Source organism: Microcoleus sp. LAD1_D3 (assembly GCF_036702135.1).
Taxonomy (GTDB): Bacteria; Cyanobacteriota; Cyanobacteriia; order Cyanobacteriales; family Microcoleaceae; genus Microcoleus.
This window is the reverse complement of sequence record NZ_JAUBSB010000011.1, coordinates 23,254-48,924: the sequence shown is the minus strand read 5'-3', so window position 1 is coordinate 48,924 and position 25,671 is coordinate 23,254. Positions and strand designations below refer to the sequence as shown.

Here is a 25,671-nt window from a genome sequence, read left to right as displayed (position 1 = left end):
TTTTTGGATAGGCAAATCTGCTTAGCGTTGGCTCTTTTTTTTATCGAGGTCATTAAAATTAAGATGGGCTGGCCGTTAGTTGTCAGAAAAATTTATTTATGTTAAAGAGAAACTCTATCATTTTTCATAATCGTTGTCTGTCATTGGCTGCGTCAAGGGTGAGGCAAGGACGTTAAGGGATGTAACTTGAATCGATCGGCGGCGGGGCGTTTGCTCGTCGATGTTATTATCTTTTGACGGGCTGACTGTGGTTTGTAAAGCGAGCGGATTTTTCTCAAGGGACAGCTACCTGGCTCTAATATCAACTCCGGTAGCATGGGAATTAATATTACCCCCAGTCAGGACACCGCGAGTGCCTAAGTCCTCATATGCTGCACCATTCTCAATTAGCCTTTTATGAACAGGCTTTCCGGCCTGTTCCACAAGAAAATTTATATTTTGTGGAACAGGCATCTTGCCTGTTGCTGACAATAGTGCCAGATATCAGTAAGTCCCTTTAGGGTGTATAAATTATATTGAAGTAAATGCCGTTATCTTGCAGATTGTCGCCTTTATCGCTAATTCTCACCAAAGGAAAAGCGTAATCTACGCGCAGGTTCACCCGCTGTATCGGTTCCCAGATTACCCCCAAACCCACACCTACTAAAAATGTTTGATTGGTTAATTTATTAGGATTGTTCGCAACGTTCCATACCGTACCCGCATCCAAAAAGGGAGCTAATTGAAGTTTGGGATTTCCCGAAGCATCGCGCTGCAAAGTAATCCGATCTTCGATCGAAACTCTGAAGCCGTTATCGCCAGAACGGACATTTTGGCGGTAGCCGCGCAAAGATTGTCCGCCGCCAATTACAAATTGCTGTGAAGGCAACAAACTATTAGCTGACAACTGCAAGTCAGCCTGCAAAATTAATAAATGTTTGTCATTCAATCGCTGTACTCGCTGCACTTGACCCAGCCAGCTAAAAAATTGTCCGTCGGGATCAGAACCTTCGTATTGAGTAGCATCAAACAAGCTAGTGCCGATCGTAAATTGCGATCGCACGGCCCAAGCACCCTGCGGGTCGCGCCGAATGTAGTCCTGTCCCAACTTAATTGCGCTCGTAGTGCTGACACCCTTGGACTCCTCGCGGATGCCAAAAGAAACCGGTTCGCCAGCGACAAAAGTTCTGCCTGTCTGATAAGTAAAACCAGCAGACAAGGCAAATTCTTCGATCGGGGTTCTCCGCAGCGGCTGGCGGTAACTAACTTCAAATAAATGCGATTTTCCCGAAATATCAAAACTATCAAAAGGTTCTTGTACAATACTGTTGCGGTTCGGTGCCGCCCTCAATTGCAAAGTGCCGTTCATCGCATTTAGCGGCACGCGATAGCTGAAATCAAACACGTCTGAATCGCCGATCGATCTGTAATAAGCCGCTGCAAGTTCGTCGCCATTTCCTGTTATATTGCGGTGCCGCAAACTAACTCCCAATCTTTCGGAACCGACACTGGGAGGCGAGTAATTGTCAATGCTGAAAGTAGGTTGAAATGGATTAGCTTCTGAGACTCGGACGATCAGAATGCTCTCGCCTTCATTATCCCCAGCCCGCAGGCTGGCTTCTACATTGTCAAATAAAGGATCGACTCGCAGCAGCCGGAGTTGGTCTTCTAAGGAAGCTGTGCTTAAAGGCATTCGGGCACCGAGTCGAATCCGGCTGCGGATGTAACTTGGATTCAATCTTTTAGTTCCTTCTACCTCAATTCGGGCTAGCTTGCCTTCAATCACTTGAATTTGGACTACCCCTGCGGTGATAGTTTGGGGCGGCAAGACGGCTCTCGAAGTGATGTAGCCACGATTGAGATAAATTTCGGTAATTTTGTCGGCGATTTGTTTGAGCTGTTCTAGGGTGGTAGAACGGCCTTCTAACGGGTTGACTAAGGCATTAATTTCGTCTTGGCTTAAAATTGTGCTGCCAACTACTTGAATTTTCTGCACCTCAATTGGTGTATTCGGCAGCGTTGGGGGAACTGGCGACGGGGATCTCGGCGCTACTGTGGGCGGTACTGGGGGAGGTTCTGGGGAAGGCTGGGGGGCGGGTTGCAGAAATCGATCGCGATTTGGATCGGGCTCCGTCGGCGGCGGTGGCAGGTTTGGAGGTGGCGAGGGTGGGTTCTGGGCTAAAACATGATTGCAATGTAGCTGGTTCTGACATTGGGGATCGTTGTCAACCAGATTTGTTTGTTCGGGCAAGATGCCCGCACCACAAGCAGTTTCATCGATTGTGGAACAAGCATCTTGGCTGTTATCGGCGGGGTTAGATTGTGTTTCTGGTTCAGGGTTGGTCTCGATGGAATCGGGAAGCTGATTTAAGTTGGTCGCTGTTTCATCCTGATTGATTTCCAGTTTTTGCAGTGCTAATACTTCATTGCCCGTATCTGCTGAGTTGTCAGCGGCGACGGGCAACAGAGAAATATCGTTGGTTTGGGATATAGCTTTATTGGCATAAAAGCAACCGATGGGGAGTCCAGTCAGAAGTGAAATCGCCAACCGAAATATTGCAATATTTGCACTCGGGCGCATAATTAATATTTTGTCTAAAATAAGTTGGTATGCTGCTTGACTCTGCCAGTTTATCATTTAGTATTGAGCGCAATTTAACAATAAAAATTTCCCCAGTCCGGCTTTCAATAGGCAAGCGAGCCGTTCCGGCTCATTAGCACAAAAATTTTCATTTATTTACGACGATCGACCCAAAAACCCCGAACAGGCAAAAATCATCTCTGGCGCTGCCAAACACCCCCGCTCGAAACCGAGTTTTTTGTATGCCGTGCAAAAGTCATACCATTTGAGATTTGAGATTTGGCAATGACTCGCCCAAAAACGGATACCGTACCCCGAACGCTCATCAGTGTAGATCCTAAAATTTTAGACTCTTGTTCGTGCTCCCAGATTCAATGCAGCAAGTAAATCTAAAATCTAAAATCTAAAATCTAAAATCTAAAATCTAAAATCTAAAATCTAAAATCTAAAATCGACTGACTTATGGCTATCAGGGTTTGGGGTACGGGCCTAGGGTTGCATTCTTTTGTGAAGCTAATGTCGAATTATTTTTTTGTTATGGGTGTTAACTCACTTGCGACTAAGGGTTCTTGGGCGATTTTGCCGAGTTCGACTGAGTTCAACACTTCTAACCACTTGAGCGCTAAACTGGCATCGCTGGGAGACTCCAGGCGCAATTGAGCTAGAGTTGCCAGGTACTCGTACCAGAGACCTTGTTGGGCGAAGATGATGAGCTTGGCGCGACGATCGGGCGATCGATCCAACTCTGTTTTCACGGTTGGGGCGAGTGCGGTGCGGTTGATCCACCCGGAAACGAGAACATCATCTGTAGAGTTTTTTGGGTTGCATTTGATAGTAAAGTACCATTGATAGTTTTTGCCAACTTCCAAGGCTGGCGAGTTGCCGTCAGAGTCGAGGCGGACGCTAACGATACCAGCACGGCTAGTTACCATCCGAAAACTTTTTTTGTATAGTGTTTTGTCGCTTTCGTCTGCTAACTCAAACTGAACTGTTTTGTCGAGGGCTATGGGAAGGTAGTAGAAAAATGTCGGTGTTGCTGATATGGTTTGCCCCATAGTTGATTGGGGAATTAAGGCAGTTAAAGCAGTTGTGGCCGTGGGGCATTCTAAGCCGCGGGTTCCTCCCCCTTCCCGCCTTCCGGGTACTCCGTCCTGTGGCGGTTGAAAGCTATTCCACGCGGATCTCAATTGCTCGCTGTTCGGTCTGGTTCCGCTTGGTTCAGGGGGTTGAACTGTTTGCCAGTTGAGGGGTATCTGGGGTCGTGAGGGGTGCTGGAGGCTGTTTGCGGGGCTGTTGAGAGCCTCTGCTGGTATTAAGAAACTACCGGCGGCAACTGCCTCTAAAGACAGAATTAAGGAAAAGACACCGATATTTAGAGCAGACTTCAAAGCCATGACGAACCTGCCTTCTGATGAACCTAAGAACTTTATCGCACGGTTTTATTCTACCCAAGGTTTTGGCGAATCTAGTAATCTGTTGTACTTAATTTATATCTTTAGGCAGATACGATTAGTTTGGTCGTTCTGATCAACATAGAATTCTCTGTCGCGTTTTTCAGTGGTAGCTTAGTAGTTATACTTACTTGCATTGACGGCAGCAGGTTGGGTTGAGCTTGTTAAACCCAACTTTGACCCAGGCTAATATTCCGGGTTTTTTAACTCAGACAAGAGGCTAAAACGAATTATTTTCGTAAAAACACCAGGTTGATGCGTCAGTCCTGGATATCAGGAAACTCGGCAATTTTGCTGGTGAACCTCAAGCGATCGGCTACAAGTTACATATCAGGTTTTCTGTACAATACCGGCAAGAAATTTAGCATGAATCTCGATTCACCTTTTCTCTCGGACAAACAGCCTTCGGGGCTGCGGATGGTCAGACCCATCGGAGTCTTGGCACTGCACGGCATTGCTTTTTTAGGAAATAGGTTGTTCGCTGTCGATCGCGCCGAAGGGCTGCTATTGGAGATCGATCGAGAAAGTGACAACACTACTGTTTTGAATCCTTATCAAACGGCTAAGTTTGCAGGCGCAACCGGGCTGGCTATTTCGGAAGATAGTCTCTGGTTTGCGCGGGATGAGGATATTTGTTGCTGTCGGAGCGCAATTCGGGACGGCGGGATCGCTGAACTCAAACCGGAACATTTTGTTTCACTTTCTTATCCTGCTGACGGGATTGCTGTTTGGAAATCTACGCTTTATGTCACTTGCCAAAGATTGGGATCTATTCTGGTTTTTGACCTGAAAACTGGTCGGGAAATTACTCGGTTTTACGCTCCCGGTATTGGGGTGGAAAATATCACAGTCCGGGATGAGGAAATTTGGGTTTGCGACAAAACTGAGCAAACTGTTTACTGTTTGGAACGGGGAACTGGGGAGATTAAATTTAGCGTTTTGACTCCCTTTGAGTCGCCTTCTGGTTTGGCTTTTCACAAGGATTCCGAAACCGGGGAGGAGGTTCTGTACGTGGCTTATGCCGGGGATGAACTTTACATCCGGGATGACCCGAATTCGGAAGATCCTTTTCAAGTGACGAAGCGCGATCGCACTTTTATTCAGCCTTTGTATTTTCACTACAATGAAGCCGAGCGCTACGCTCTGTCAAACGGTTTTTTGATGGAAATGTCTTATGTGGAGGAACTGTCTCCTCTCGATGAGGTAGAAATCGAAAATTTGGAGTGGCGGATTGCTTTGCCTTCGGAAACTCATCGGCAAAAGGTAAGGAGTGTTACGCCCATCGGAATGCCTTTTACTGAGGAAATTCAGGAAGGGGAACGGGTGGCGGTGTTTAAGTTTGATCGGCTGCACCCTGGGGAACGCCGAATTTTTGGCTGGAAGGCATTGTTAGAAGTTCGATCGATTAAGTATCAGTTGTCGCCTCGGGATGTCGAAAAGAGTCCGAAGCTGTCGCCGGAGTTTGCAGCTAAGTATTTGGTGGATAATGACAATTTGGCGATGGAGACAGAGATTGTGCGATCGGCTGCTGTGGCTGCCATTGGCTCAGAAACTAATATTCTGAGGCAGTTACTGAGCATTCGTAATTTTGTTTACGATCAACTTTCTTACGGAATTAGACCTCACATTGACACTCCCGATATTGTGCTGCGCCGCGGCATCGGTTCTTGCGGCGAGTACGTGGGGTTGTTGTTGGCTTTGGCTAGGTTGAACCGGATTGCTTGCCGCACGATCGGGCGCTACAAGTGTCCGGCTTTTGCTGACAGAAAAGGTGTGTCGCTGGAGCCAGATTTCAATCACGTTTGGCTGGAATTTTACATTCCTGGTTTTGGCTGGGTGCCTATGGAATCTAATCCTGATGATATTCAAGACAGAGGCCCTTATCCTTTGCGATTTTTTATGGGTTTGGCTTGGTATCACGTAGAAATTGGCAAGGGAATTCGGTTTCAAAGTCTCACGAGCGGCGGTCTTCCTTTAAACAAGGAGGATGTTTCCGTGGGGACTCTGGCAATTAATCATGTGAGGTTTACAATTTTGGAAGATTTGCCAGCAGTTTGAGTGGAGTGTTAATAGTTAAGAGTTAGCCGTCAACATTCAACTGTTAACTATTAACATTTTTCATCTAAAATCGAAAATAGGAAATGTAAAATCAGAGGAAGAGACGTTGTGGAATTTTCGATTGCTAATATTCTCGTTTTAGTGGCTTTTGTACTGCTGCTGACGGTGACTGGCGGGGTCGCTTATTTGACAGCGGTTGAATGGCGCGATCGCAGGCGGTTAGATAAGGCTAAACGGAAAAAAAAGTAGCGGTTTGCTGTTGACAAATCGCATTTTTTATGATATATAACAAGGCGACCCAACCAGGTCGCCGTGTTTTGTGATTTGAAATATTTTCACCGCAGATGATATCAAGTTCCGTAAAAATAACCGTTAGAATTTTGTAGTGAGGACTTGAGTCTTCATACAAAACTATGACTCACGGGCGTCCCGCGCCATAATAAACACAACACCATTAACACAGATGAAAAAGGGGATTTTGGATTGGGAAGTTTAAGTCCACTGTCGGAAAAATGTATTTTCTTGCCAAGCGGCGGCGGTGCGTTTTTCAAGTGCTGCCATTTCTGTTTGGTTCAGGGGTTTGAATGCTTGGGCGACTTTAAAATTTTCTTCTAATTGCTTTACTGAGTCGGCGGCGATGACGCAGCAGTGCACGCCGGGAAGTGAAAGCGTGTAGCCCATTGCTTGGTGCATTCCATCTAAAACACCGTTCTGAAATAATTTGCCGTAAGCTGGTATTTTCATGGCTATGACGCCAATGTTTTTGGCTTTGGCAACTGGTAAAGCGCTGGTAACAAAGGAGCGCGGATGGTGTTTTTCTGCCGCGTTGAGGGAGATTAATGTTGTGTCAAAAGGATAGCGATCCAAGCCGGCCACAATGATAGCAGGTTCGTGGTGTCCGCTGATGCCGGAAAAACGAATTATTTTTTGCTGTTTGGCTTCTTCGATCGCCTTTATTGCTCCTTTGGTGCTGAAAATTTGGTCTAATTCGGCTTGGAATGAGACGTGGTGGAGTTGCCACAAGTCTAACCGATCGGTTTTTAATCTTTTGAGCGATCGCTCTAAGTCTCTCCACGCGCCGTCTCTGTCTCTGGCGGAGGTTTTTGTGGCTAGGAATAGGCGCGATCGATATGGTGGCAAAACTTTGCCTAAGTTTTCTTCGCTGGGCCCGTACTCGGCCGCCGTGTCAAAATAGCGAATGCCTAATTCGATCGCGCGTTCAATTTGCGTCGCTGCTTCTGCTTCTCTTCCCGGCTGCGACAGCGGTGTTTGTCCTGCCCCTCCCAAACCGAAAATAGGCACTTTCACGCCGGTGTTGCCTAACAGTCGTTCTGGCATTTTTACTGTGGCGGCCCCCTGGTTATTGGGTGCGACTGCGATTTCCCGATCCTGCTGTTCGATCGCCTTAGCACCTGCAATGCCGCTGGCAACAGCTATACTGCTCAATATAAAATTGCGGCGAGTCTTTTTGCGGGTCATTGTTTCCGTCTCCTCAGAATATGTGAGAGAAATTAACCGCGTTTGTGTTGGCACAATACATAAATTTTTACTGCAAATCGGATAATTTTCCCCCTCTCCGAGGGAGGAGATGGCCGGGGGAAAATTATCGATGTGCCGATCGACTATTGCTCAATTATCCATGCGCGAATCAGTTCGTTTATCTGTTCTGGTACTTCGTCGTGGGGACAGTGACCGGCTTTGATAAAGTGTTCTGTCAACTGCGGATAGTGTTTGCGAAATTTGGCGCTTCTTTCTGCGGAATTCATCCACGGATCGCCTTCTCCCCACAGCATTAGCAACCGGCAGTTTAATTGACTTAGCAATACGTCGATTTTTTCCCCTTGGGGTGTTCGGAATACGGAGGCGAATACTTTGGGGGCACCGGGATCGCAGGAGGGAAGGTAAATTTCTTCTACTAATTGGTCTGTGACGGCGCTTTGGTCGAGATATACTTTTTCTAGGGTTTTCCGAATTGTCGATCGCTGGCGCACGTACTGGAACAGCAGAAAACTTGCCCAATCTTGCTGAAATAAGGTTTTAGCTACCGTAGATATGGCTTTTTGCAAGGGCGGGGCTTCAGGTGCGGGCTGCGGTTCGCTGAAGGGGCCGGCGCTGTTGATTAATATCAGTCCGGCTGCTGATTCGGGGCGCTGGGCTGCTACGCACAAGGCGGCGTAGCCTCCGAGGGAGTTGCCGGCTAGTACGGCGGGCCGGCCGATGATGGTGGTGATAAAGTCGTGTAGTTGGTCGCGCCAGAGGTCGCCGCTGTACTGCAATTCGGGTTTTGCCGATCGCCCGAATCCGATCAGGTCGATCGCCCACACTTCAAAGTCTTTGCTCAGGCCGCTGATATTTTTGCGCCAGTGGTCTGTGGACGCTCCAAAACCGTGAATTAACAGCAGGGGAGGGCGTTCGGGATGCCGATCGCTGGATCGAACGTAGTATACTGAATGCCCCCGCCACTGCCAGTAAGTGCCGGCTATGGGGGCTGCGGTGATAGGTGGGGTTGTTTGCATAATGTAAAGAAATAATTATTTACTTTAACTATTGTATCGCGACGCTCAGATTTATATAGTTTGACCAACGGGCCGGGGTTTTGCCAGCAAAGGATTGGTCAATGTGGGCGAGTTGGGAGCTGCCGCTCTGCCGCACTCAGGCTTAATAAGTTTTGTAACGAATATTGATTTTGTGAGGGGCGCAGCAAGGGGAGATATTTTGCCCGATCGCATTTGGGAAAATAAATCGGGTTGTGGCTGCAACATACCTAGGTATGATGATTGTGCTGTGTGGCGGTAAGAGATAGCTCTGGGGCGCTCGGTGCAAAGGTTGGCGGCGAGGGTCGAACGCCATTGGCGAGCGTTAAGGGATCGACTTTTTTATAGTTATTTCCGAGCTTTTCCAGGTGGGGATCGTTTGTTCAAGAGGTGTTGACGGCTTGGGGGATGCAGCGAACTTAAGCGTTGCGAGTTGACAAAAGCTGAAATCAAAAATTTTGTGGCTGGGAGAACTTATAAGTAAAATTACTGATGGTTCTCTGCAGAAGTTTCTCAGAATCGCTGAATATTTTGTGACGTTGTTTGCTGTTCTTAATTGCTTTGATACTCTAAGATAGAAGTAGAGCTGCGCCGCTCAATTAATTAGCATTTTGAATATTAGGGAGCCAACTATGCAGGGTGTGAACTTTATCCACCTGAAAGTTAGGGAGTTTTCTGAGTGATTGCTATTTCACCTCGTCCCGTCGGACGCAATTGGATTACGATTAGCTTCGCTTCTACCCTATACCTGTGTCCTATTTTGGATCTGCTCCTAGCAGAGCTTCCGGATCACTGGCAAGCGGAATTGCGGTTAGGGCTTCAAGAAGCTTTGGTAAATGCTGCTAAGCATGGAAACAAATTAGACCCCGGTAAAACTGTGGGAGTCCGTTTTTCGATCGTCCAAAACCAATATTGGTGGGTGATATCGGATGAAGGTTCGGGCTTTAAGACCCCTTGCAGTTGTGACCTTTATACCGATGATTGCGACAATCTCCTCGCAGAGGACGTTGCAGATAACTCTGGACTACCTCATGTGGAACAGGAATGTGGTAGGGGGTTGTTTATTCTTTACCAAATATTCGATCGGGTAGAGTGGAATTCTCAAGGTACAGAGTTACGGCTGTGCAAAGAACTTCCCAGTCGCTACCGACTGCCTCGCTTGCGCTAGAACTGCTATTGGGCAGCAGTTTTCACCTCAGCTAGACGTGGAAAATTTTTCGTTCTCGGGCTGAAGTTTGCAGTGAGAATGTGAACGTTCTGGCGATTGATAGCTGATCATAATGCAAAATGTGAGTTTTGAGTTAAAAAAGTATAAATCTTTTGAACTCACAATCGCGCTGCTCGATCGAGCGGCGCGATTGTCTAATTTTTGAACGACTAATCAAGCCCAAACTCAAGACTCAAAACTCAAAATTATTTGCCGTGGGTGGGACAGGGAGGAGCAGATATCGATCGATCCAGCCATCCTGCTGCTTGGTTTAAGCGCGGGAGAGCTTCTTCGGGCTGTTTTTTGAGCAAAAAGACCAAAGCGGCCGCAGCTTGCTCTCCGGCCCGCGCTGAACGGTTGGCTTTGAGGCGGTGCCAATCTTTTTCGTGGATGGCGAGGCGCGCGGCTAGAGCTTGGGCTAGTTCTACCGTGCTCAGCTCGTTGAGGTTGACAGTTTGGGTTGTTTGTGTAGTTTCAAGCATAGGTGGTAATTATAGCGATTTGGCTGCCGTTTCTGAATTTAAAAAATATACTGCATATAATAACAACTTAATTGGAAATCGGTTTTTTTTATTATTGTCAGGTTTGCAGATCGAAATGCCTCAACAGCCGTCAGAGTTAAATCCGGAAGAGCAAGAAAGCGAGTTTGTTCAAGCGCTCGCAGCAGTGGAGCGATCGCTCGCGGCAGTCAAAGAACGGTACACTCAAATTCAGGTCGATCGACAGCGCCAAGTAGAACTCGGTCATCGGCGCGAAGAAATCCGCCAGTCGGGGCGCCGAAATCCATTGCCGCAACTCAAAAAAGAATTGCGGGAAATTGAGCAAGAATTGGAAACTATCGAGTTGAATTTAGAAAGCAGCCTGTTTTCTTGGGGAAGCATAAAACAACCTTTTTGGCAAGCAGTTCGGTTTGGGGGACTCGGTATTTTGATCGGTTGGATTTTGAAGTCCTATGCAGGTTGAAGGATGTTGGGAGTTAGGATTTTTGATTTTTTTATTTACCGCAGAGGGCGCAGAGGGCGCAGAGGAAGAGAAAAGAGAGAAATATGGTGCAAAATATTAAATAAACAGGAGTGGATATGACAAATCAACGAATAGCAGCAATTTTGCGCGCAGGTGAGCCCGACGAAACTGTAACTGTTCAAGGCTGGGTTCGCACTAAGCGCGAATTGAAAGAATTTGCCTTTGTCGAAGTCAACGACGGTTCGGCGATGGCTAACTTGCAAGTAGTCATAAATTCCGATTTACCAGACTTTGAAAACGTACTCAAACAACTGAATACAGGTGCATCTTTAGAAGTGTCGGGAGTGCTGGTAGCGTCTCCGGCGAAAGGACAGCGAATTGAGTTGAAAGCGTCACAAGTACAAGTTTATGGCGATGCAGACCCGCAAACTTATCCGTTGCAAAAAAAGCGGCATTCCTTTGAATTTTTGCGGACAATCGCGCATTTGCGGCCGCGCACAAACACGCACGGTGCTGTCTTTCGAGTCCGCAATGCTTGTTCGGCGGCGGTACACCAATTTTTTCAAGAACGCGGTTTTTTGTGGGTTCACACTCCGATTATTGCTGCTAGCGACTGCGAAGGGGCGGGGGAAATGTTCGCCGTTACCAACTTTGATTTAAAGAATGTGCCGCGCACTGATTCGCAAGAGGTTGATTATGCTAAAGACTTTTTTGGAAAGCGCGCTTATTTAACAGTTAGCGGCCAGTTGGAAGCGGAAGTTATGGCGATGGCTTTCGGAAATGTTTACACTTTCGGGCCGACTTTTCGAGCGGAAAATTCTAATACTTCGCGACATTTAGCTGAGTTTTGGATGATTGAACCGGAGATGGCTTTCTGCGATTTGCAGGGAAACATGGATCTGGCTGAGGCGTTTTTAAAGTACATTTTTAAATACGTTTTGGATCGTTGCCCGGAAGATATGGAGTTTTTCAACGAGCGCATTGACAAGACGGTTTTGGCTACTGCTGAAAATATCATTAATAATCAGTTTGAGCGGATTACTTATACCGAGGCGATCGCACTTTTGGAAAAAACCGACAAAAAGTTTGATTTTCCGGTAAGTTGGGGTTTGGATTTGCAGTCGGAACACGAGCGTTATTTGGCTGAGGACTTGTTTAAAAAGCCGACAATTGTCAGCGATTATCCCGTCGAGATTAAAGCATTTTATATGCGTTTAAATGATGACGAGAAAACGGTGCGAGCAATGGATGTTTTGGCTCCTAATATTGGGGAAATTATCGGCGGTTCGCAGCGGGAAGAAAGGCTGGATGTGTTGGAGCGGCGCATGGAAGCCCAGGGTATGAATAAGGAGGAATTGTGGTGGTATTTGGATTTGCGCCGCTACGGTACTGTGCCTCACGCTGGGTTTGGTTTGGGATTTGAACGGTTAGTGCAGTTTATGACGGGAATGGGGAATATTCGGGATGTGATTCCGTTTCCGAGAGCGCCTTTGAGTATTGATTTTTAGTTGAGGATTGTTTGTAGTGAGGACTAAAGTCGGAGCGAGTTTTAGAAGGACTTTAATCCTCACTACAAACACCTTCTTTTCCAATATAAAATATAAAATATAAAATATAAAATATAAAATATAAAATATAAAATATAAAATATAAAATGGTATAAACTAATGGTACTTCAAATCCCATCGAGTTCCCAAGCACCAACTGTCACCTGGGAAGGCTTACCAGCCGACTTTGTTTTACCCGACGATCCTGTGGAAAATATTCAACAACCACCCCTTGCGGCCGCTCTCACCGATGCTCTCGGAGCCGCTGGACGCATTCAGCCGATCGCCCTAATCGGTTCCAATTTTGGACTGGTAGCGACAGTAAATAAGCAGACTGTAGTCAAAGCACCGGATTGGTTTTACGCGCCGCAAGTGCATCGAGTCGCAGAGGGCAGCATTCGCCGCAGTTACACGCCCAATCTGGAGGGTGCGCCGGTATGGGTGGTGATGGAGTTTTTGTCTAACGAAGATTACGCCGAACTGTCGGCGCGATCGACTCCTCCCTATGGCAAGCTCTACTTCTACGAGCAGATTTTGCAAGTGCCCACCTATGTTACCTACGACCCCTACGAGCCCAAGCTGGAAGTGCGGTATCTGCAAAATGGTGGTTATGCAGCCCAGACCGCTGATGCTGAGGGACGGGTGCGGATTCCAGAGTTGGATTTGTGGCTGGGGATTTGGCCAGGGGAACGGCTGGGACAAACTATGAATTGGCTGCGCTGGTGGGATGAGGCTGGAAATTTGCTGCTGTGGAGTTCGGAACAGGCCCAACAGGAACGGCTGCGGGCAGAACAGGAACGCCAGCGGGCAGAACAGGAACGCCAGCGGGCGGAGGTATTGGCGGCAAAGTTGCGGGAGTTGGGTGTCGATCCCGATCGGCTGGCATGAAAGGGCGGGATGTCTGTGACACAACAAGAGAGCAGTAAAGTCATTACTACGAACCTTAAAATGGTTTTTAGTAATGACTTTAGTCCTTATTACCAATTAAGTCGCCGAGGGAATTGTGATATCAACAGATTGCACTTTGACCGAAGTTCCCAAACTCGATAACGGCGGTTGAATGGCTGCCGTATTTCCCACTACTAATGTTACCAAATTCTCCGGTTTCAAGTAAGTCTTGGCTACGCGCTGCACGTCGGCAATTGTTGCTGCTTCAATGCTGCGGCGGTAACGAAAAATGAAATCTTCGGGATAACCGTAGTATTCGTAGCGCATTAATCGCGACAAAGTTTGAGTGGGATTTTCAAATTTGAAGATGAAAGAATTTAGGGTGGAATCTTTAGCAAAAGCTAATTCTTCGGGGGTAATTGGTTCGGTGCGGATACGATCGATCTCTGCCCGAATCGCCTGGATAAACGGTACTGTTGCGTCCGATCGCGTTTGGCCTCCAGCGACAAACACCCCCGGATAGTCATATCTCGGACTCCAAGCCGCATATACTGAATAAGCTAAGCCTTGGCGCGATCGCACGTTATTAAACAAACGACCACCGAAACCGTTGAGAACCCCGTTCATCACGTCCAAAGTACCGTAATCTGGACTGCTGAGCATTCCGCCCAAATGTCCCATTTGCACGTAACTTTGACTTAATTGCGGCTGATTTACCAAAAATATGCCGCCGCCCTTTGCTGGTGATACCGTTGGTAGCGCAGGCACTTCTGCACTCTGACTCGGTTGCCAATTGCCGAATTTTTGCTCAATGAGCGATCGCATTTTAGCTGTATCAAAGTCCCCAGAAATACCCAAAATCATATTCTTGGGATGGAAATATTTCTGGTAGAAACTCACCAAATCGTCGCGGGAAATATTGGCGAGGGTTTTGTATTCTACCGTGCGCGCGTAAGGACTGCGATCGCCATAAATTAACTTTTCAAACTCGCGGCCGGTAATATCGTTAGGATCGTCATTGCGGCGGGCGATCGCACCTTGAGTTTGATTCTTCGCTAAATCTAACTTTTCCTGAGCAAATATTGGCTCCCGAATCACTTCCGCAAATAAGTCAAACACGGGTTCCACATCTTCAGCTAAAGCACTAAAATTAGCGGTACCCGAACTAACATCAATCCCCGTTTCTACCGAAGCTGCTCGCTGTTCTAGCAACTGATTTAGTTCATCAGCCGTATGCCGGCTCGTGCCGCCAGTTCGCATCACTTCTCCCGTCAATCCTCCCAATCCAATTTTCTCGGCAGGTTCAAAGCGCTCGCCCGTGCGAAATAGTGCCGTTCCCCCGACTAACGGGAGTTCCCGGTCTTCCATAAGATACACGCGGATGCCATTTTTTAGCTCGAAGCGAGTATATTTAGGCAGTTTAATTTCTGGCACCGCCGGGAATGTTAATTCGTCGTAGTGTTTCGGTGCCGCCGCAAAGGAAGGTAACAAATTAAACGTGCCCAGTGAAACAGTAAAAAAGCAAAGCGACAGCAGAAATAACTTTACTTTTTTCAGTCTCAATTTAGTCCTTTTCATTCTTTCTCCTAAGTTATACATTCTGACAAATGTTGACTGTTGACTGTTGACTGACAAATGTTAACTGTTGACTGTTGACTGTTCGCTGTTGGCTGTTCGCTGGAAAGCTCACCACTGACAACTGACAACAGTCAACAGTCAACTGACAACAGACAATAGTCAACAGTCAACTGACAACAGTCAACTGACAACTGACAACAGTCAACTGACAACTGACAACTGACTTCTTTACAGCGACAAAAGCTTACCAATCGTGCGATTTTCCGGGCGGAAAGTTGCCTGAGAGACACGCTGAATGTCAGCCGGAGTAACAGCCGCGATCGCCTCCAATTCCTTGAACAAATTTCGCCACGAACCGGTTTTCACTTGATAGTCCACCAGGGAAAATGCCATGCCCATATTAGAATTGAGCGATCGCAACAAATCGGCTCTCGCCTGAGTTTTCACGCGATCCAATTCCAAAGCAGAAACCGGCTCAGTTTTCAGGCGATCGATTTCCTTGCTCAAAGCTGCCGCCACCTCATCAACCGTGCGACCCGGAGCAGTTTGAGCGTAAAATAACATCAAATTCGGATACTTTTCCCCCGGATAACCGCTGAAACCTTGAGCAGCCAGCGCCAATTGCTGCTGTTCTACCAAAGATTTGTAAAGCCGAGAAGTGCGGCCATCGCTGAGCAAAGAACCAATCATTTCATAAATCGCATTGTCGGGATGATTCATCGCCGGCCGGTGGTATCCTTCCAAATACCAAGGTTGAGTTTTTAATTGCAGCGTCACTTCCTTAGTTTGCGTTTGGGGAGGTTCGACAAGTTGCAATTCTGGAGGCGCTGGTTTCGCCTTGTAACGGCCGAAATAAATTTGAGCGAGTCGCTTCACCTCCGAAGCTTTCACGTCTCCTACCACCGCAACAGTCAGCTTGCTGGGGACGTAGTGAGTCTCGAAAAACTTCTGCACGTCGCTGCGGCTGAGGTTTTTAATGTCTTCAGTGTAGCCAATTACGGGGCGGCGGTAGGGATGAACAGAGAAAGCTTTGTTGGCAAAAACTTCAACCATTTGTCCGATCGGAGAATTCTCGGTTCGCAGCCTGCGCTCTTCTAAAATTACCTGTTTTTCTTTGTAAAATTCCCGAAATACCGGTTCTAGAAATCGCTCGGATTCCAGCGACATCCACATTTCTAACTTATTAGCTGGGAGGCTGTAAAAATACATTGTGGCGTCGGTGGAAGTAGCGGCATTTAGTCCCACTCCGCCTGCTTGTTCCACTATTTTACCCAGTTCATTGCGCTTGACAAATTGCGAAGCTTCGGCTTCAACTTTGTCAAATTCTGCTTTTAATGTGGCGACTTCTTCAGTTTTGCCGCTGGCTTTCGCTGCTTGCATTTGCTCGAAGAGTTGGTCTTGTTTTTCTAGCAGCGGCTTTTCGGCTTGATAGTCGGTAGTGCCGATTTTTGGCGTGCCTTTAAAGGCTAAATGTTCGAGATAGTGAGCGACACCTGTTTGGCCGTCGGGTTCGTTTGCGCCGCCGACATCGGCGTGAATCAGAAACGATGCTACGGGCGCTCTGGGCCTTTCGAGTACGATGAATTTCATGCCGTTGTCGAGCTTAAATTCGCTGACTTGGCTGATTACTCGATCGAGCGACGGTTGAACAGAGACTGCTTGGGAGCCACTAGCGGGGTTGGGGCGGGCGAGGGCGATTTCGGGAGAAATGCCCCACCACAGCAGTACAGCGGCCAGCAGGGAGGCAATGAATCGAGTTTGGCTCACGGGCGATTCCCTACGGGATAGCTTCGCTTCACGGGGTTTTTGGAACTGCGGGGTCATTCGATTTTAGATTTTAGATTTTAGATTTTGGATTTTGGATTGTCAAACAAAAAATGTTTGTGCTCGGTGGCCAGAGATTCTTTTCTAAGGATAAAGATTTTTGGAGGCATAAGCGATCTGTTGCGCCGCAGATGTTAAGCTGATACAGCCAATCTCAAAAAGGGTCATTCGATTTTAGATTTTAGATTTTAGATTGTCAAACGGCAAGAAGTTTATGCCGAATAACAACAGAGGCTTTTTAAGCATAAAGATTTTTGGGGGCATAAGCGATCTGTTGCGCCACTTCCAGTTTAAGATTAAAGTCACGCACAACTTAAAACTTAACATAATTTAGTTTTTCAGTCCCGCTCCCGTAGATCTAAGTCGCCAATTACCGATTGCAAAGCCATGCGAATTTTTAATCAGTCTCCTCCTTCGGAAACAGAAACCAAGAAGCGAATTTTACAAGCCGCTCAGCGGTTGTTTGCCCGCAGCGGATACGACGGCACGACAACTCGCGATTTAGCAGCGGCGGCGGGGGTGGCGGAGGGTACGCTATTTCGGCATTTTGATAATAAAAAAGCTATTTTGATTGAGGTGGCGACGGAAGGATGGGTGGAGTTGCTGACGGATTTGCTGACAGAATTGAGCGAGATGGGCAGTTACAAAGCAGTGGCTCAAGTGATGCGGCGGCGGATGCTGAATATCCGTGAGAATAGCGACATGATGCGGGTGTGTTTTTTGGAGGCGCAATTTCACCCGGATTTGCGCGACAGAATTCAGTTGGAAGTCATCGGAAAAATGAGCGCTGTGGCTGAGGCTTTTTTTGAAACGGCGATGGAAAAAGGAGTTTATCGGAAGATGAATCCGAAGATTGTCGCTCAGGTATTTTTGGGAATGTTTGCAGTCGCAGGTTTCAGTCAAAATACGATTATGGAGCCGAATGCTTCACCGCAGGAAATGCAGGAAATGGCGGAAGGACTCGCAGATATTTTTCTGAATGGGGTTTTGCAGAAAGATGAATAATTAGGGCAACAGGGAAAAGTTGTTATGGGCAAAATTTTGCACTATTCTATTCGGCCGCTAACGCAGGAAGACGAGCCTTTTCTCTGGCAAATGCTGTATGAAGCGGCGCACGTGGCAGAAGAAGGTGAATCAACGGTGCAAGCTGTCGTGAATCATCCTTTAATTGCAAAATATGTCCAAAATTGGGGACGTGCAAACGATTTGGGCTTCGCAGCGATCGAATTGAACGGCAGCCAGCCAGTAGGAGCCGCGTGGCTGCGTTTGTTTGCGGGGGATGACAAGGGATTTGGCTGGATTGACGATACTATCCCGGAATTGGCGATCGCGGTTCTTCCCGAATATACAAATCAGGGTGTAGGAACGCAGTTGCTGGCTCGTTTGTTGTCCGAAGCGAAAGCATCTTATCGATCGCTATCCCTGAGTGTCAGAAGCTCAAATCGGGCCCTGAATTTGTACGAGCGATCGGGCTTTAAAGTCATTGAGGGAAGCGAGACAATCAACCGCACAGGAGGGACATCATTCACCATGAAAGTTGATTTTGATTAAGTGAATTATTACTCTATAAATTCGTACATTTGCTGTACCCAATTCTCTCGATTGGCCGACCATTCATCCGTCATTACTTCCCAAGTTGTATTGCTTTCAAGTTCCAGCAATAGACTTGATACTTCTTCAAGCGTCGATGCTATATGACCTTCTTCTACCCAACTTTCACGGATCATTTTCCAGAGACTTTGTACCGCTTCTCGCTGAAAATTTGATTCTAATTCAACTAGCAATTTGGCTAGGTGTTTTTCGTCCATTGTGGCTGACACCTCGCTCATCCAACAGTTGCGACGTTCTTTCCATTCTTCCGTCACTGCATCCCCGTTTAGGTGGGCTTGAAACTCTAACAGTAATTTGTTTAGTTCTACCATATTAAATTTTGTCTTGTTTGCAGTTTGTGCTATGATTGTACAAATTTTATTGATTTAGACTGTTGGTTTTTTATAATGAGCTATGTGGCTGAGGCTTTATTTGGAAACGGCGATGAAAAAACAAGTTTATTCAAAGATGAATCCGAAGATTGTCGCTTAGGTATTTGTGGGAATGTTTGCCGTCGCGGGCTTCAGTCAAAATACGATTATGCAGCCGAAGGCTTCTCGGCAGCAAATGCAGGAAATGGCTGAAGGACTCGCTGATATTTTTCTGAATGGGGTTTTGCAGAAAGATGAATAATTAGTCCTTAGTCATTAGGAAATTTTAGAGCCTGAAAACGCATATTTACAGGCTCTTACTCGTCGAAACTACTCCTTAAACTTGTGCATTTCCTGTACCCATTTCTCGCGATTCTGCTGCCATTCATCGGTCACCGATTTCCAATTGGTATTGGTTTCAAGTTCCAACAATAAACTTGATACTTCTTGAACAATCGATGCTCCCATACATTCTTCTACCCAACGGTCCCGACGCTCTTGCCACTGAATATCTACCGATTCCCACTGCAAGTTAGATTCCAATTCAACTAGCAATTTTGCTAGATATGTCAGGTTAACTGATGCTGCCACATCGCTAACCCAACTTTCCCGGCGCTCTATCCATTCTTTTGTCACTCCTTCCCATTTGAGGTTGCTTTCAAACTCTAACAGTAACTGATTTAGTTCTACCATCTTAAATGTTGGATTTGTTGTAGTTTGCGCTACAATTATACCAAGATTTTCAGTAAACAGAGTGTTAATTTTTTTTTAAGATTGCGGTTGCAGTGAAACTACAGAATAGATAACTGAATAATGAGCGATGAATTTACTTTAGATATGCTAGACATTCCCAGCGGTTGGAGGCGGGGCGAAGGTGACTGGACAGGAGTGGCGGCGGCTATGGCTAGAGGGGAAACTGTAGAAGTAATTCAAGAAGTGGGTTCTACTTTGTGGCAAAACAGTCTGCCAGAAAAACATTCTTTGTATTGGGATGGGGAAAATCTATCAACTATCAAAGCCAGAATTTGGATTAGTTTCACCCAGAGAAGATTTTCGCCGGAATCTGCTTTGCCAAAGGTTCAGTGGCATCCGAGAGTGTTGTGGGTAGGGATAGGTTGTGAACGCGGAACAGGGCGAGAATTAATCGAAACTGCGATTAAACAAGTATGCCGTGCTTATCATTTAGCCGAAAGTGCGATCGCAGGTATTGCTACAATAGACACTAAAGCAGGTGAAGTCGGCTTGTTAGAACTTTGTCAAGAGCGAAATTGGCCGTTAAAAACTTTTGCGGCTGACATTTTAAGTTCCGTAGAAGTCCCCAATCCTTCAAATATTGTAGTCAAACAAGTCGGGACGCCTAGTGTAGCAGAAGCTGCGGCACTTTGTGCGATCGAACTGATATCTTGTAGCATTCTTAAGAACAGGCAAGATGCCTGTTCCACAAAGAGTGAATCTGCTTGTGGGGTGGACATCCTGCCCGCCCGTGAAAGGCTTTTAGTCCCTAAACAAATATTTCGCACCAAAAATCCCCCCCTTTCACAAGGAGGGGTTAGGGTAGGTTCTGCCGTAACAGTAGCGGTTGCAGTTTCCCCGATCGAGTATCTGGGATAATGTATTACTGAGACAAAGTATTGGCATTCACAAATCGACCAATCAACCCAGAAACGAATGACAACACAATGGAGCCCACCAAAGCCGGCCAAAAACCGCCAACCACAAAGCCGATATTGAACGCACCCGCCAACCACGAAGCCAGCGAAAGCGAAATTGCATTCACAACGAATAAAAACAAACCTAAAGTAATAACGGTCAAAGGCAGCGTCAGCAATGTAAGAATCGGTCTGACAACCGCGTTCACCAATCCAATAACAACAGCAGCAAGCATCGCCGCCGGAAAGCTCACCACCGCAATACCTGGTACAATGTTAGCGGTAATGATCAGCGAAACCGCTGCTACTATCCAAGTTAAGAAAAAACTTACCATATCTTTTTTTCCATCTCCATCACTATTAATTAAGATTGTACCTGTTTAGTCGATCGACCAAAGTTCGGGATACACTACGAAATACCCACCTTGCGAGAATATCAGACTTATGAAACTCCGGCAACTAGCAGCATTCCTTTTGGCGCTAACTATCTTCATCCTGCCGCAGCCAGCCCAGGCTCAATCTAAATATTACGCTCCGCCGTTGTCCTTTAGCAATGCCGAACTGACAAGACGTGATTTTTCTGGTCAAATGCTGCGCGCGGCTGAGTTTTCTAACGCTAATATGGACTTGACTAATTTTTCTAATGCCGATTTGCGGGGAGCAATTATGAGCGCTTCGGTGATGACTCAGGCAAATTTGCACGGCGCCAATTTAACTAATGCAATGATAGATCAAGTTAAATTTACTAATGCCGATTTAAGTGATGCAATTTTAGCCGAAACAATTTTGCTTCGTTCTACTTTTGACGGAGTTGATATCACCGGCGCTGATTTTACTGACGCAATTATGGACGGATCACAAGTTAAAGAATTGTGTACAAAAGCCAGCGGTATTAATTCTCAAACAGGGATTTCTACTCGCGATTCGTTGGGATGCCGCTGATTTATTTTACAATCCCATAATTTCAATTTGTGGAACGGGTCGGAGAGCCTTTTCCTGGCTAGAAGCTCACCCCACAATCAATAAATACAACAAATAAATTTGTTTTTGGAACGGCCCGGAGAGCCTGTTCCGGGCTAGAAGCCCACCCCACAATCAATCAATACAACAAATAAATTTGTTGGTGGAACGGGTTCTCTGACCCGTTCCTGACAGCCTAAACCAAATTTACTAAGGCTTTGCTTTTTTCTGAGCAGCGGCATAATGCTCACTCATTAACTGATTAACTTCTGGATTGTAAATCCGCAGATAATTCCAGTAATTCTCAAACACCGATTTTACGTATCCTTTCGTTTCAGGAAAGGGAATCTTTTCCGCAAAAGCATCCGGGTCACTAAAACTAAACCTCTTCAACCAATCTGCTACTGCATTCGGCCCGGCATTGTAACTCGCCACAGCTAACATCGAGTTATTCTTGTACTCGTCGTGAGTGTGATCCAAATACCACGTACCGAGTTTAACGTTGTCGTCCACATTCTCCAATGAATACTTTTTGAGGCTGATTTGAGCAGCAACCCAAGCTGCTGTTTCCGGCATTACTTGCATTAAACCGGTGGCGCCAACTGATGATTTGATGGCGGGCATAAACCGCGATTCTTGCCGGATTAATGCTGTTACTAATACTGGATTTATTTTGCGTTCTTGCGACCATTTGACAATGGTTTCTAAGTAAGGAAAAGGATAAAGTGCTTGCCAATAAATCGGTTGCTGTCTGAGTTCGAGGTATTGGGTTCTATCATCTGGTTTATCGCGCTGCCGCAAACTACCAACCATCCACAAACCGTCTAAATTGTCTCCGACTGCAACTCGCATTAAACCGTCTGTAAACTGTTCGGCAATACTTGGTTCTACGCGGTCGATAAATTCTATTTGCCACAGCGTCCAGGCATCTCTATCTTGACCTAATTGATAGAGTTCTTTTAACGCAGGAGAACCAGCCGTTGGTTCGGGGCGCTGAGGCGGCCGCACTACATTGGGAGACAAATCTCGGACTGTGGTAAAGTCGCCGACGGGCCAGCCAAGAAGTACAGCCGATCGCCACGCAAAATAGGATTCTGGATAGCGTAAGATCGTGTAGTCAAATGCAGTCTTAGCGTCTTGTTCCCGACCGAGTTGCTGTGCCCATTTCCCGACCCAAAATGCTGCTTCTGGAGCTTGTTCGCTGTCGGGATTGTGGGTGGTTAATTCTCTCGCCCACTGCCAAGCTGATTTTAAATCTCCGCCTTTGGCAAACTGCTGGGCGATCGTCCACCGCAATTCGCCTGCTTTATCAGAATTATTGTATTTTGTCAAGAGCAACTTGCGGGTATCTGAGGCGGATTGACCGCTGCGTGCTTTGTCGAGAAGTTGGGATTTATCTAACAAAGCTTCGGGGGCATAATTGGGGAATTTGCTAATAACTCGATCGAGCAAAACGATCGCTTCTTTCGGTTCGCTCAGCCGCGATAGCCGAATTAAACCCAAACCAGTATCTTCGGCATCGGGAAACTCGCGCACTAATTCTTGATAGGCAATTCTCGATTCCGGGATTTTTCCGGCGAGCCACAAACCGCGAGCTTTTCGGTAAACATTTTTGGCGTTACGGGGAGCTTTCCCGTAAGCAATAGCTCCTTTGCCGTAATCTTGTTTTTCCCAATAGCCAAAGGCAATTTCTTCCCAATCTTCCGGTTTTAAAGTGGCGCTGTTTCGCTGCACCAGTTGTTCCAAAATTGTCCCGTAGTCTTTGACATAATGACCGTGTTTTGCTACGAGCAGCATCAACGGCGGCTGATTGGGATTTTCTTTTAACTTGCGGAGGGCAATTTCTACGCTGCGAGGATGACCAGGAAATTCAGTAATTGCCTGTTGCCAATATTCCGGTTTTGACTTGCCTAAAACATATAAAGCTTCCGCTGCTACGGGGTCGCTCGGATAGTTTTTGAGCAGTTCCTGCCAAGCTTTTTGGGCTTTGCCTTTGTCGCCGCTTAATTGGTAGGCTTCCGCTCTTTTTAGGGCAATGTGAGCAGCTAAAAGCGGATATTCTTGCTCTAATTTGTCCAATAAGTTTAATGCTTTGGCGGCATTTCCTTGCTGGATTAAATCGCTGGCAAGCAGGTAGCGAGCGCGGCTTTGAGGGGAGATTTGCTGCTGCGGGTTCGTACTTGCAGACTGAGTAGCTGCGAGTTCAACTAATTTTGCCGATCGCTCGCTCGGTGACAGCGACACCAACATCTTGACTTGCGATTCGGAATTCGCTGCCTCCAGGGGCTGCTCGGCCTTCTGGAATGAGCCCAAACCCATCCATTTCATCGCAGCAACCAAAGAGCCGATCGCAATAACGCAAACTGAAACGCTGATTAAAACAGAAAATCGGGCCCGGCGTCGTTTTAGCATGGGAAAATTTAAGAGAATAAGATATAGAGAACCGATCGTTTGTCAAGAGCTATCACAGGCAGGATGGGTGTTCCATGCCATCAGAGGCAGGATGCCTGTTCAACGAGAAATAAATGTTAAGAGTGGGGCAAAAAGGGACAGCCGACCCCCAAACAGATGATTGAGATTGGTGGAAGATCCAATCGCAGGCGGACTTGGCTGATATAGTAGCAGAATTTATTTCGATGTGGAGCGAAGAATTTGTGCGATCAATCTATTTCCCCGCACCAAGGAAAAACCACAAACCACCAAGTACAAAGTACAATCAAAAATCTAAAATCTAAAGTGTAAATCAAAACATGGAATTTCTAGTCACCGATACGCCCCGCTCTGTTTGGACGGGAGACGCCCTGGCAATTGGTCTATTTGAGGACGCCCTGGAACTGGGCGGCGAGCTGGCACAATTAGATGAAAAGCTTGCAGGCACTTTGAAAGAGCTGCTACTGGAAGTAGATTTTAAGGGCAAAGCGGGCACGAGCGCCATCACCCGTGTCGGCGGCAATAATCCCATTCGCAAAATTGCGATCATCGGTTTGGGCAAAACAGAGGATTTAAAATTAGACACCGTGCGGCAAGCTGCGGGTGTTTGCGCCAAGTTAGCCAAAAAAGAGAAATGCAAAACCCTCGGAATTAGCTTTCCTGTATGGAAAAACGCGCCGGATGTTACAGCCAGTGCGATCGCCGAAGGTGTAGAACTTTCCTTGCATCAAGACAACCGTTTCAAATCGGAACAGGAAGACAAAAGCCCGCAACTCGAACAAATTCATTTGCTCGGTTTTGCCGGTACCGAAAGTGCGATCGCCCGCGCCCGCCAAATCACTGCCGGAGTCATTTTAGCACGGGAATTAGTCGCAGCACCGGCAAATTTTGTCACCCCGATTACAATGGCCGAAACCGCTCAAAGTCTGGCTGCAGAATGCGGTTTAGAATTAGAAATACTGGAGCGGGAAGACTGCGAAAAACTAGGCATGGGAGCCTTTCTCGGCGTAGCCCTAGCATCTGATTTACCACCAAAATTCATCCACTTAACTTACAAACCAGAAGGAAAACCGCGCCGCAAAATAGCCATTGTGGGCAAAGGATTGACCTTTGATTCCGGCGGTTTGAACATCAAAGGTGCGGGCAGTGGCATTGAAATGATGAAAATAGATATGGGCGGCGCTGCGGCTACTTTGGGAGCGGCAAAGGCGATCGGACACATCAAACCCGATGTGGAAGTTCACTTTATCAGCGCCGTCACTGAAAATATGATCAGCGGCCGCGCCATGCGCCCTGGAGACATCCTTACAGCTTCCAACGGCAAAACAATTGAAGTCAACAATACCGACGCTGAAGGCCGTTTAACCCTGGCTGATGCTTTGGTATTTGCTGATAAATTAGGAGTTGACGCAATTGTCGATTTAGCAACTCTAACCGGGGCCTGCGTAATTGCTTTAGGCGACGATATCGCGGGTTTGTGGAGTCCTCAAGATAGCGTCGCCGCCGAAATTGTCGCAGCCTCAGAATTAGCCGGCGAAAAATTTTGGCGGATGCCGATGGAAGAGAAGTATTTTGAGGGCTTGAAAGCATTGCACGCCGACATGAAAAACACAGGCCCACGTCCCGGCGGTTCGATTACGGCGACGCTATTTTTGAAGCAGTTTGTAAAGGATACTGCATGGGCGCATTTAGATATTGCCGGTCCGGTTTGGACTGACAAAGAAAATGGCTACAATGGCCCTGGGGCTACCGGTTTTGGAGTTCGGACTTTGGTGCATTGGGCGCTCGGCGGTGCTTAATTGTGGATTTCCAGCGCAAAAATTGAGATTTTCTCTGCCTTAAAAGTCTGCTAGTCCATCTGTGAGCTAGGGGTTAAAAACCCCTGGCTCACTGCTTAAGTAATCTAAAAGAAAATTTAATAGTGATCATTAACAATTTAAATGTTTCTGAAGCAATCAGTAGGCGAACCTATCTATTCCGTCACAGGGAGCAACGTAAGCGTTGTAAGCGTTGCGAGCCGTGACGCTCGGCATGGCTCATACTTCGGGAAAGCTTCGCTCC

General features: G+C 46.8%; 23 protein-coding genes. 12 read left to right on the top strand and 11 right to left on the bottom strand.

Going from position 1 to position 25,671, the window contains the following annotated elements:
- Window positions 1-496 precede the first annotated feature (496 nt).
- Window positions 497-2,617, bottom strand: coding sequence for a ShlB/FhaC/HecB family hemolysin secretion/activation protein (locus QUA74_RS08900; RefSeq protein ID WP_333327120.1), 2,121 nt, complete (start codon window positions 2,615-2,617; stop codon window positions 497-499).
- 467 nt (window positions 2,618-3,084) lie between these two features.
- The gene (locus QUA74_RS08895) at window positions 3,085-3,954 is read right to left on the bottom strand and encodes a DUF928 domain-containing protein (protein WP_333327117.1); all 870 of its coding nucleotides are present in this window, start codon (window positions 3,952-3,954) and stop codon (window positions 3,085-3,087) included.
- 423 nt (window positions 3,955-4,377) lie between these two features.
- Here QUA74_RS08895 and QUA74_RS08890 point away from each other — a divergent pair, with 423 nt between their 5' ends.
- Both QUA74_RS08890 and QUA74_RS08885 read left to right on the top strand, forming a co-directional pair.
- Window positions 4,378-6,069, top strand: a complete 1,692-nt coding sequence (locus tag QUA74_RS08890) for a transglutaminase domain-containing protein (protein ID WP_333327247.1) — start codon at window positions 4,378-4,380, stop codon at window positions 6,067-6,069.
- A gap of 108 nt (window positions 6,070-6,177) precedes the next feature.
- Entirely contained in the window at window positions 6,178-6,318 is a 141-nt protein-coding gene (locus QUA74_RS08885) for a hypothetical protein (RefSeq protein ID WP_333029071.1), read from the top strand.
- Between the two features lie 243 nt (window positions 6,319-6,561).
- On the opposite strand, the gene QUA74_RS08880 is transcribed toward QUA74_RS08885, so the two are convergent.
- Together QUA74_RS08880 and QUA74_RS08875 are read right to left on the bottom strand one after the other, a co-directional pair.
- Window positions 6,562-7,548, bottom strand: coding sequence for an aldo/keto reductase (locus QUA74_RS08880; protein ID WP_333327115.1), 987 nt, complete (start codon window positions 7,546-7,548; stop codon window positions 6,562-6,564).
- Between the two features lie 143 nt (window positions 7,549-7,691).
- Complete coding sequence (locus tag QUA74_RS08875) at window positions 7,692-8,585, bottom strand: alpha/beta fold hydrolase (protein WP_333327113.1); 894 nt, start codon at window positions 8,583-8,585, stop codon at window positions 7,692-7,694.
- Between the two features lie 697 nt (window positions 8,586-9,282).
- Between QUA74_RS08875 and QUA74_RS08870 the strand changes: the two genes are divergently transcribed.
- Complete coding sequence (locus tag QUA74_RS08870) at window positions 9,283-9,771, top strand: anti-sigma regulatory factor (protein ID WP_333327111.1); 489 nt, start codon at window positions 9,283-9,285, stop codon at window positions 9,769-9,771.
- Between the two features lie 245 nt (window positions 9,772-10,016).
- Here QUA74_RS08870 and QUA74_RS08865 read toward each other — a convergent pair whose 3' ends face one another.
- Window positions 10,017-10,292, bottom strand: coding sequence for a DUF6439 family protein (locus tag QUA74_RS08865; protein ID WP_333327109.1), 276 nt, complete (start codon window positions 10,290-10,292; stop codon window positions 10,017-10,019).
- Between the two features lie 115 nt (window positions 10,293-10,407).
- On the opposite strand from QUA74_RS08865, the gene QUA74_RS08860 reads away from it, so the two are divergent.
- From QUA74_RS08860 to QUA74_RS08850, 3 genes are all read left to right on the top strand, one after another.
- Window positions 10,408-10,773, top strand: coding sequence for a DUF2203 domain-containing protein (locus QUA74_RS08860; RefSeq protein ID WP_333314790.1), 366 nt, complete (start codon window positions 10,408-10,410; stop codon window positions 10,771-10,773).
- Window positions 10,774-10,889: 116 nt separating this feature from the next.
- Entirely contained in the window at window positions 10,890-12,281 is a 1,392-nt protein-coding gene (gene asnS / locus QUA74_RS08855; protein WP_333327107.1) for an asparagine--tRNA ligase, read from the top strand.
- A 159-nt stretch (window positions 12,282-12,440) separates the two neighbouring features.
- Window positions 12,441-13,208 carry a Uma2 family endonuclease gene (locus tag QUA74_RS08850; protein ID WP_333327105.1) on the top strand — a complete coding sequence of 256 codons (768 nt, stop codon included), beginning with the start codon at window positions 12,441-12,443 and terminating at the stop codon, window positions 13,206-13,208.
- A gap of 96 nt (window positions 13,209-13,304) precedes the next feature.
- On the opposite strand, the gene QUA74_RS08845 is transcribed toward QUA74_RS08850, so the two are convergent.
- Together QUA74_RS08845 and QUA74_RS08840 are read right to left on the bottom strand one after the other, a co-directional pair.
- Window positions 13,305-14,786 (bottom strand): pitrilysin family protein, encoded by a 1,482-nt coding sequence (locus QUA74_RS08845; RefSeq protein WP_333327103.1) that lies wholly within the window; start codon window positions 14,784-14,786, stop codon window positions 13,305-13,307.
- A gap of 228 nt (window positions 14,787-15,014) precedes the next feature.
- Window positions 15,015-16,610: a pitrilysin family protein gene (locus tag QUA74_RS08840; RefSeq protein ID WP_333327101.1), complete on the bottom strand. Its 1,596-nt coding sequence runs from the start codon at window positions 16,608-16,610 to the stop codon at window positions 15,015-15,017.
- Window positions 16,611-16,997: 387 nt separating this feature from the next.
- Here QUA74_RS08840 and QUA74_RS08835 point away from each other — a divergent pair, with 387 nt between their 5' ends.
- Together QUA74_RS08835 and QUA74_RS08830 are read left to right on the top strand one after the other, a co-directional pair.
- Window positions 16,998-17,615 carry a helix-turn-helix domain-containing protein gene (locus QUA74_RS08835; protein WP_333327099.1) on the top strand — a complete coding sequence of 206 codons (618 nt, stop codon included), beginning with the start codon at window positions 16,998-17,000 and terminating at the stop codon, window positions 17,613-17,615.
- 24 nt (window positions 17,616-17,639) lie between these two features.
- The gene (locus QUA74_RS08830; RefSeq protein ID WP_333327097.1) at window positions 17,640-18,161 is read left to right on the top strand and encodes a GNAT family N-acetyltransferase; all 522 of its coding nucleotides are present in this window, start codon (window positions 17,640-17,642) and stop codon (window positions 18,159-18,161) included.
- An 8-nt stretch (window positions 18,162-18,169) separates the two neighbouring features.
- Here QUA74_RS08830 and QUA74_RS08825 read toward each other — a convergent pair whose 3' ends face one another.
- Window positions 18,170-18,532, bottom strand: coding sequence for a hypothetical protein (locus QUA74_RS08825; protein WP_333327095.1), 363 nt, complete (start codon window positions 18,530-18,532; stop codon window positions 18,170-18,172).
- 172 nt (window positions 18,533-18,704) lie between these two features.
- Here QUA74_RS08825 and QUA74_RS08820 point away from each other — a divergent pair, with 172 nt between their 5' ends.
- Window positions 18,705-18,833 carry a hypothetical protein gene (locus QUA74_RS08820; protein WP_333327093.1) on the top strand — a complete coding sequence of 43 codons (129 nt, stop codon included), beginning with the start codon at window positions 18,705-18,707 and terminating at the stop codon, window positions 18,831-18,833.
- Window positions 18,834-18,901: 68 nt separating this feature from the next.
- On the opposite strand, the gene QUA74_RS08815 is transcribed toward QUA74_RS08820, so the two are convergent.
- Window positions 18,902-19,264, bottom strand: coding sequence for a hypothetical protein (locus tag QUA74_RS08815; RefSeq protein ID WP_333327091.1), 363 nt, complete (start codon window positions 19,262-19,264; stop codon window positions 18,902-18,904).
- A 120-nt stretch (window positions 19,265-19,384) separates the two neighbouring features.
- Between QUA74_RS08815 and QUA74_RS08810 the strand changes: the two genes are divergently transcribed.
- A complete protein-coding gene (locus QUA74_RS08810) occupies window positions 19,385-20,182 on the top strand; it encodes a cobalamin biosynthesis protein (RefSeq protein ID WP_333327089.1) in 798 nt (265 codons plus the stop codon).
- A gap of 4 nt (window positions 20,183-20,186) precedes the next feature.
- Here QUA74_RS08810 and QUA74_RS08805 read toward each other — a convergent pair whose 3' ends face one another.
- On the bottom strand, window positions 20,187-20,555 hold the full coding sequence (locus tag QUA74_RS08805; RefSeq protein ID WP_333327087.1) for a phage holin family protein: 369 nt from the start codon (window positions 20,553-20,555) through the stop codon (window positions 20,187-20,189).
- Between the two features lie 109 nt (window positions 20,556-20,664).
- Between QUA74_RS08805 and QUA74_RS08800 the strand changes: the two genes are divergently transcribed.
- On the top strand, window positions 20,665-21,162 hold the full coding sequence (locus tag QUA74_RS08800; protein ID WP_333327085.1) for a pentapeptide repeat-containing protein: 498 nt from the start codon (window positions 20,665-20,667) through the stop codon (window positions 21,160-21,162).
- 228 nt (window positions 21,163-21,390) lie between these two features.
- On the opposite strand, the gene QUA74_RS08795 is transcribed toward QUA74_RS08800, so the two are convergent.
- Window positions 21,391-23,592 (bottom strand): transglycosylase SLT domain-containing protein, encoded by a 2,202-nt coding sequence (locus tag QUA74_RS08795; RefSeq protein ID WP_333327083.1) that lies wholly within the window; start codon window positions 23,590-23,592, stop codon window positions 21,391-21,393.
- A 338-nt stretch (window positions 23,593-23,930) separates the two neighbouring features.
- On the opposite strand from QUA74_RS08795, the gene QUA74_RS08790 reads away from it, so the two are divergent.
- On the top strand, window positions 23,931-25,409 hold the full coding sequence (locus QUA74_RS08790; RefSeq protein ID WP_333327081.1) for a leucyl aminopeptidase: 1,479 nt from the start codon (window positions 23,931-23,933) through the stop codon (window positions 25,407-25,409).
- Window positions 25,410-25,671: the final 262 nt, after the last annotated feature.

Coding starts and splice junctions, on each gene's coding strand:
- QUA74_RS08900 (WP_333327120.1), bottom strand. CDS start 2,617: ATGATAAACTGGCAGAGTCAAGCAGCATACCAACTTATTTTAGACAAA.
- QUA74_RS08895 (WP_333327117.1), bottom strand. CDS start 3,954: ATGGCTTTGAAGTCTGCTCTAAATATCGGTGTCTTTTCCTTAATTCTG.
- QUA74_RS08890 (WP_333327247.1), top strand. CDS start 4,378: ATGAATCTCGATTCACCTTTTCTCTCGGACAAACAGCCTTCGGGGCTG.
- QUA74_RS08880 (WP_333327115.1), bottom strand. CDS start 7,548: ATGACCCGCAAAAAGACTCGCCGCAATTTTATATTGAGCAGTATAGCT.
- QUA74_RS08875 (WP_333327113.1), bottom strand. CDS start 8,585: ATGCAAACAACCCCACCTATCACCGCAGCCCCCATAGCCGGCACTTAC.
- QUA74_RS08865 (WP_333327109.1), bottom strand. CDS start 10,292: ATGCTTGAAACTACACAAACAACCCAAACTGTCAACCTCAACGAGCTG.
- QUA74_RS08860 (WP_333314790.1), top strand. CDS start 10,408: ATGCCTCAACAGCCGTCAGAGTTAAATCCGGAAGAGCAAGAAAGCGAG.
- asnS (WP_333327107.1), top strand. CDS start 10,890: ATGACAAATCAACGAATAGCAGCAATTTTGCGCGCAGGTGAGCCCGAC.
- QUA74_RS08850 (WP_333327105.1), top strand. CDS start 12,441: ATGGTACTTCAAATCCCATCGAGTTCCCAAGCACCAACTGTCACCTGG.
- QUA74_RS08845 (WP_333327103.1), bottom strand. CDS start 14,786: ATGAAAAGGACTAAATTGAGACTGAAAAAAGTAAAGTTATTTCTGCTG.
- QUA74_RS08840 (WP_333327101.1), bottom strand. CDS start 16,610: ATGACCCCGCAGTTCCAAAAACCCCGTGAAGCGAAGCTATCCCGTAGG.
- QUA74_RS08835 (WP_333327099.1), top strand. CDS start 16,998: ATGCGAATTTTTAATCAGTCTCCTCCTTCGGAAACAGAAACCAAGAAG.
- QUA74_RS08830 (WP_333327097.1), top strand. CDS start 17,640: ATGGGCAAAATTTTGCACTATTCTATTCGGCCGCTAACGCAGGAAGAC.
- QUA74_RS08825 (WP_333327095.1), bottom strand. CDS start 18,532: ATGGTAGAACTAAACAAATTACTGTTAGAGTTTCAAGCCCACCTAAAC.
- QUA74_RS08820 (WP_333327093.1), top strand. CDS start 18,705: ATGTTTGCCGTCGCGGGCTTCAGTCAAAATACGATTATGCAGCCGAAG.
- QUA74_RS08815 (WP_333327091.1), bottom strand. CDS start 19,264: ATGGTAGAACTAAATCAGTTACTGTTAGAGTTTGAAAGCAACCTCAAA.
- QUA74_RS08810 (WP_333327089.1), top strand. CDS start 19,385: ATGAGCGATGAATTTACTTTAGATATGCTAGACATTCCCAGCGGTTGG.
- QUA74_RS08805 (WP_333327087.1), bottom strand. CDS start 20,555: ATGGTAAGTTTTTTCTTAACTTGGATAGTAGCAGCGGTTTCGCTGATC.
- QUA74_RS08800 (WP_333327085.1), top strand. CDS start 20,665: ATGAAACTCCGGCAACTAGCAGCATTCCTTTTGGCGCTAACTATCTTC.
- QUA74_RS08795 (WP_333327083.1), bottom strand. CDS start 23,592: ATGCTAAAACGACGCCGGGCCCGATTTTCTGTTTTAATCAGCGTTTCA.
- QUA74_RS08790 (WP_333327081.1), top strand. CDS start 23,931: ATGGAATTTCTAGTCACCGATACGCCCCGCTCTGTTTGGACGGGAGAC.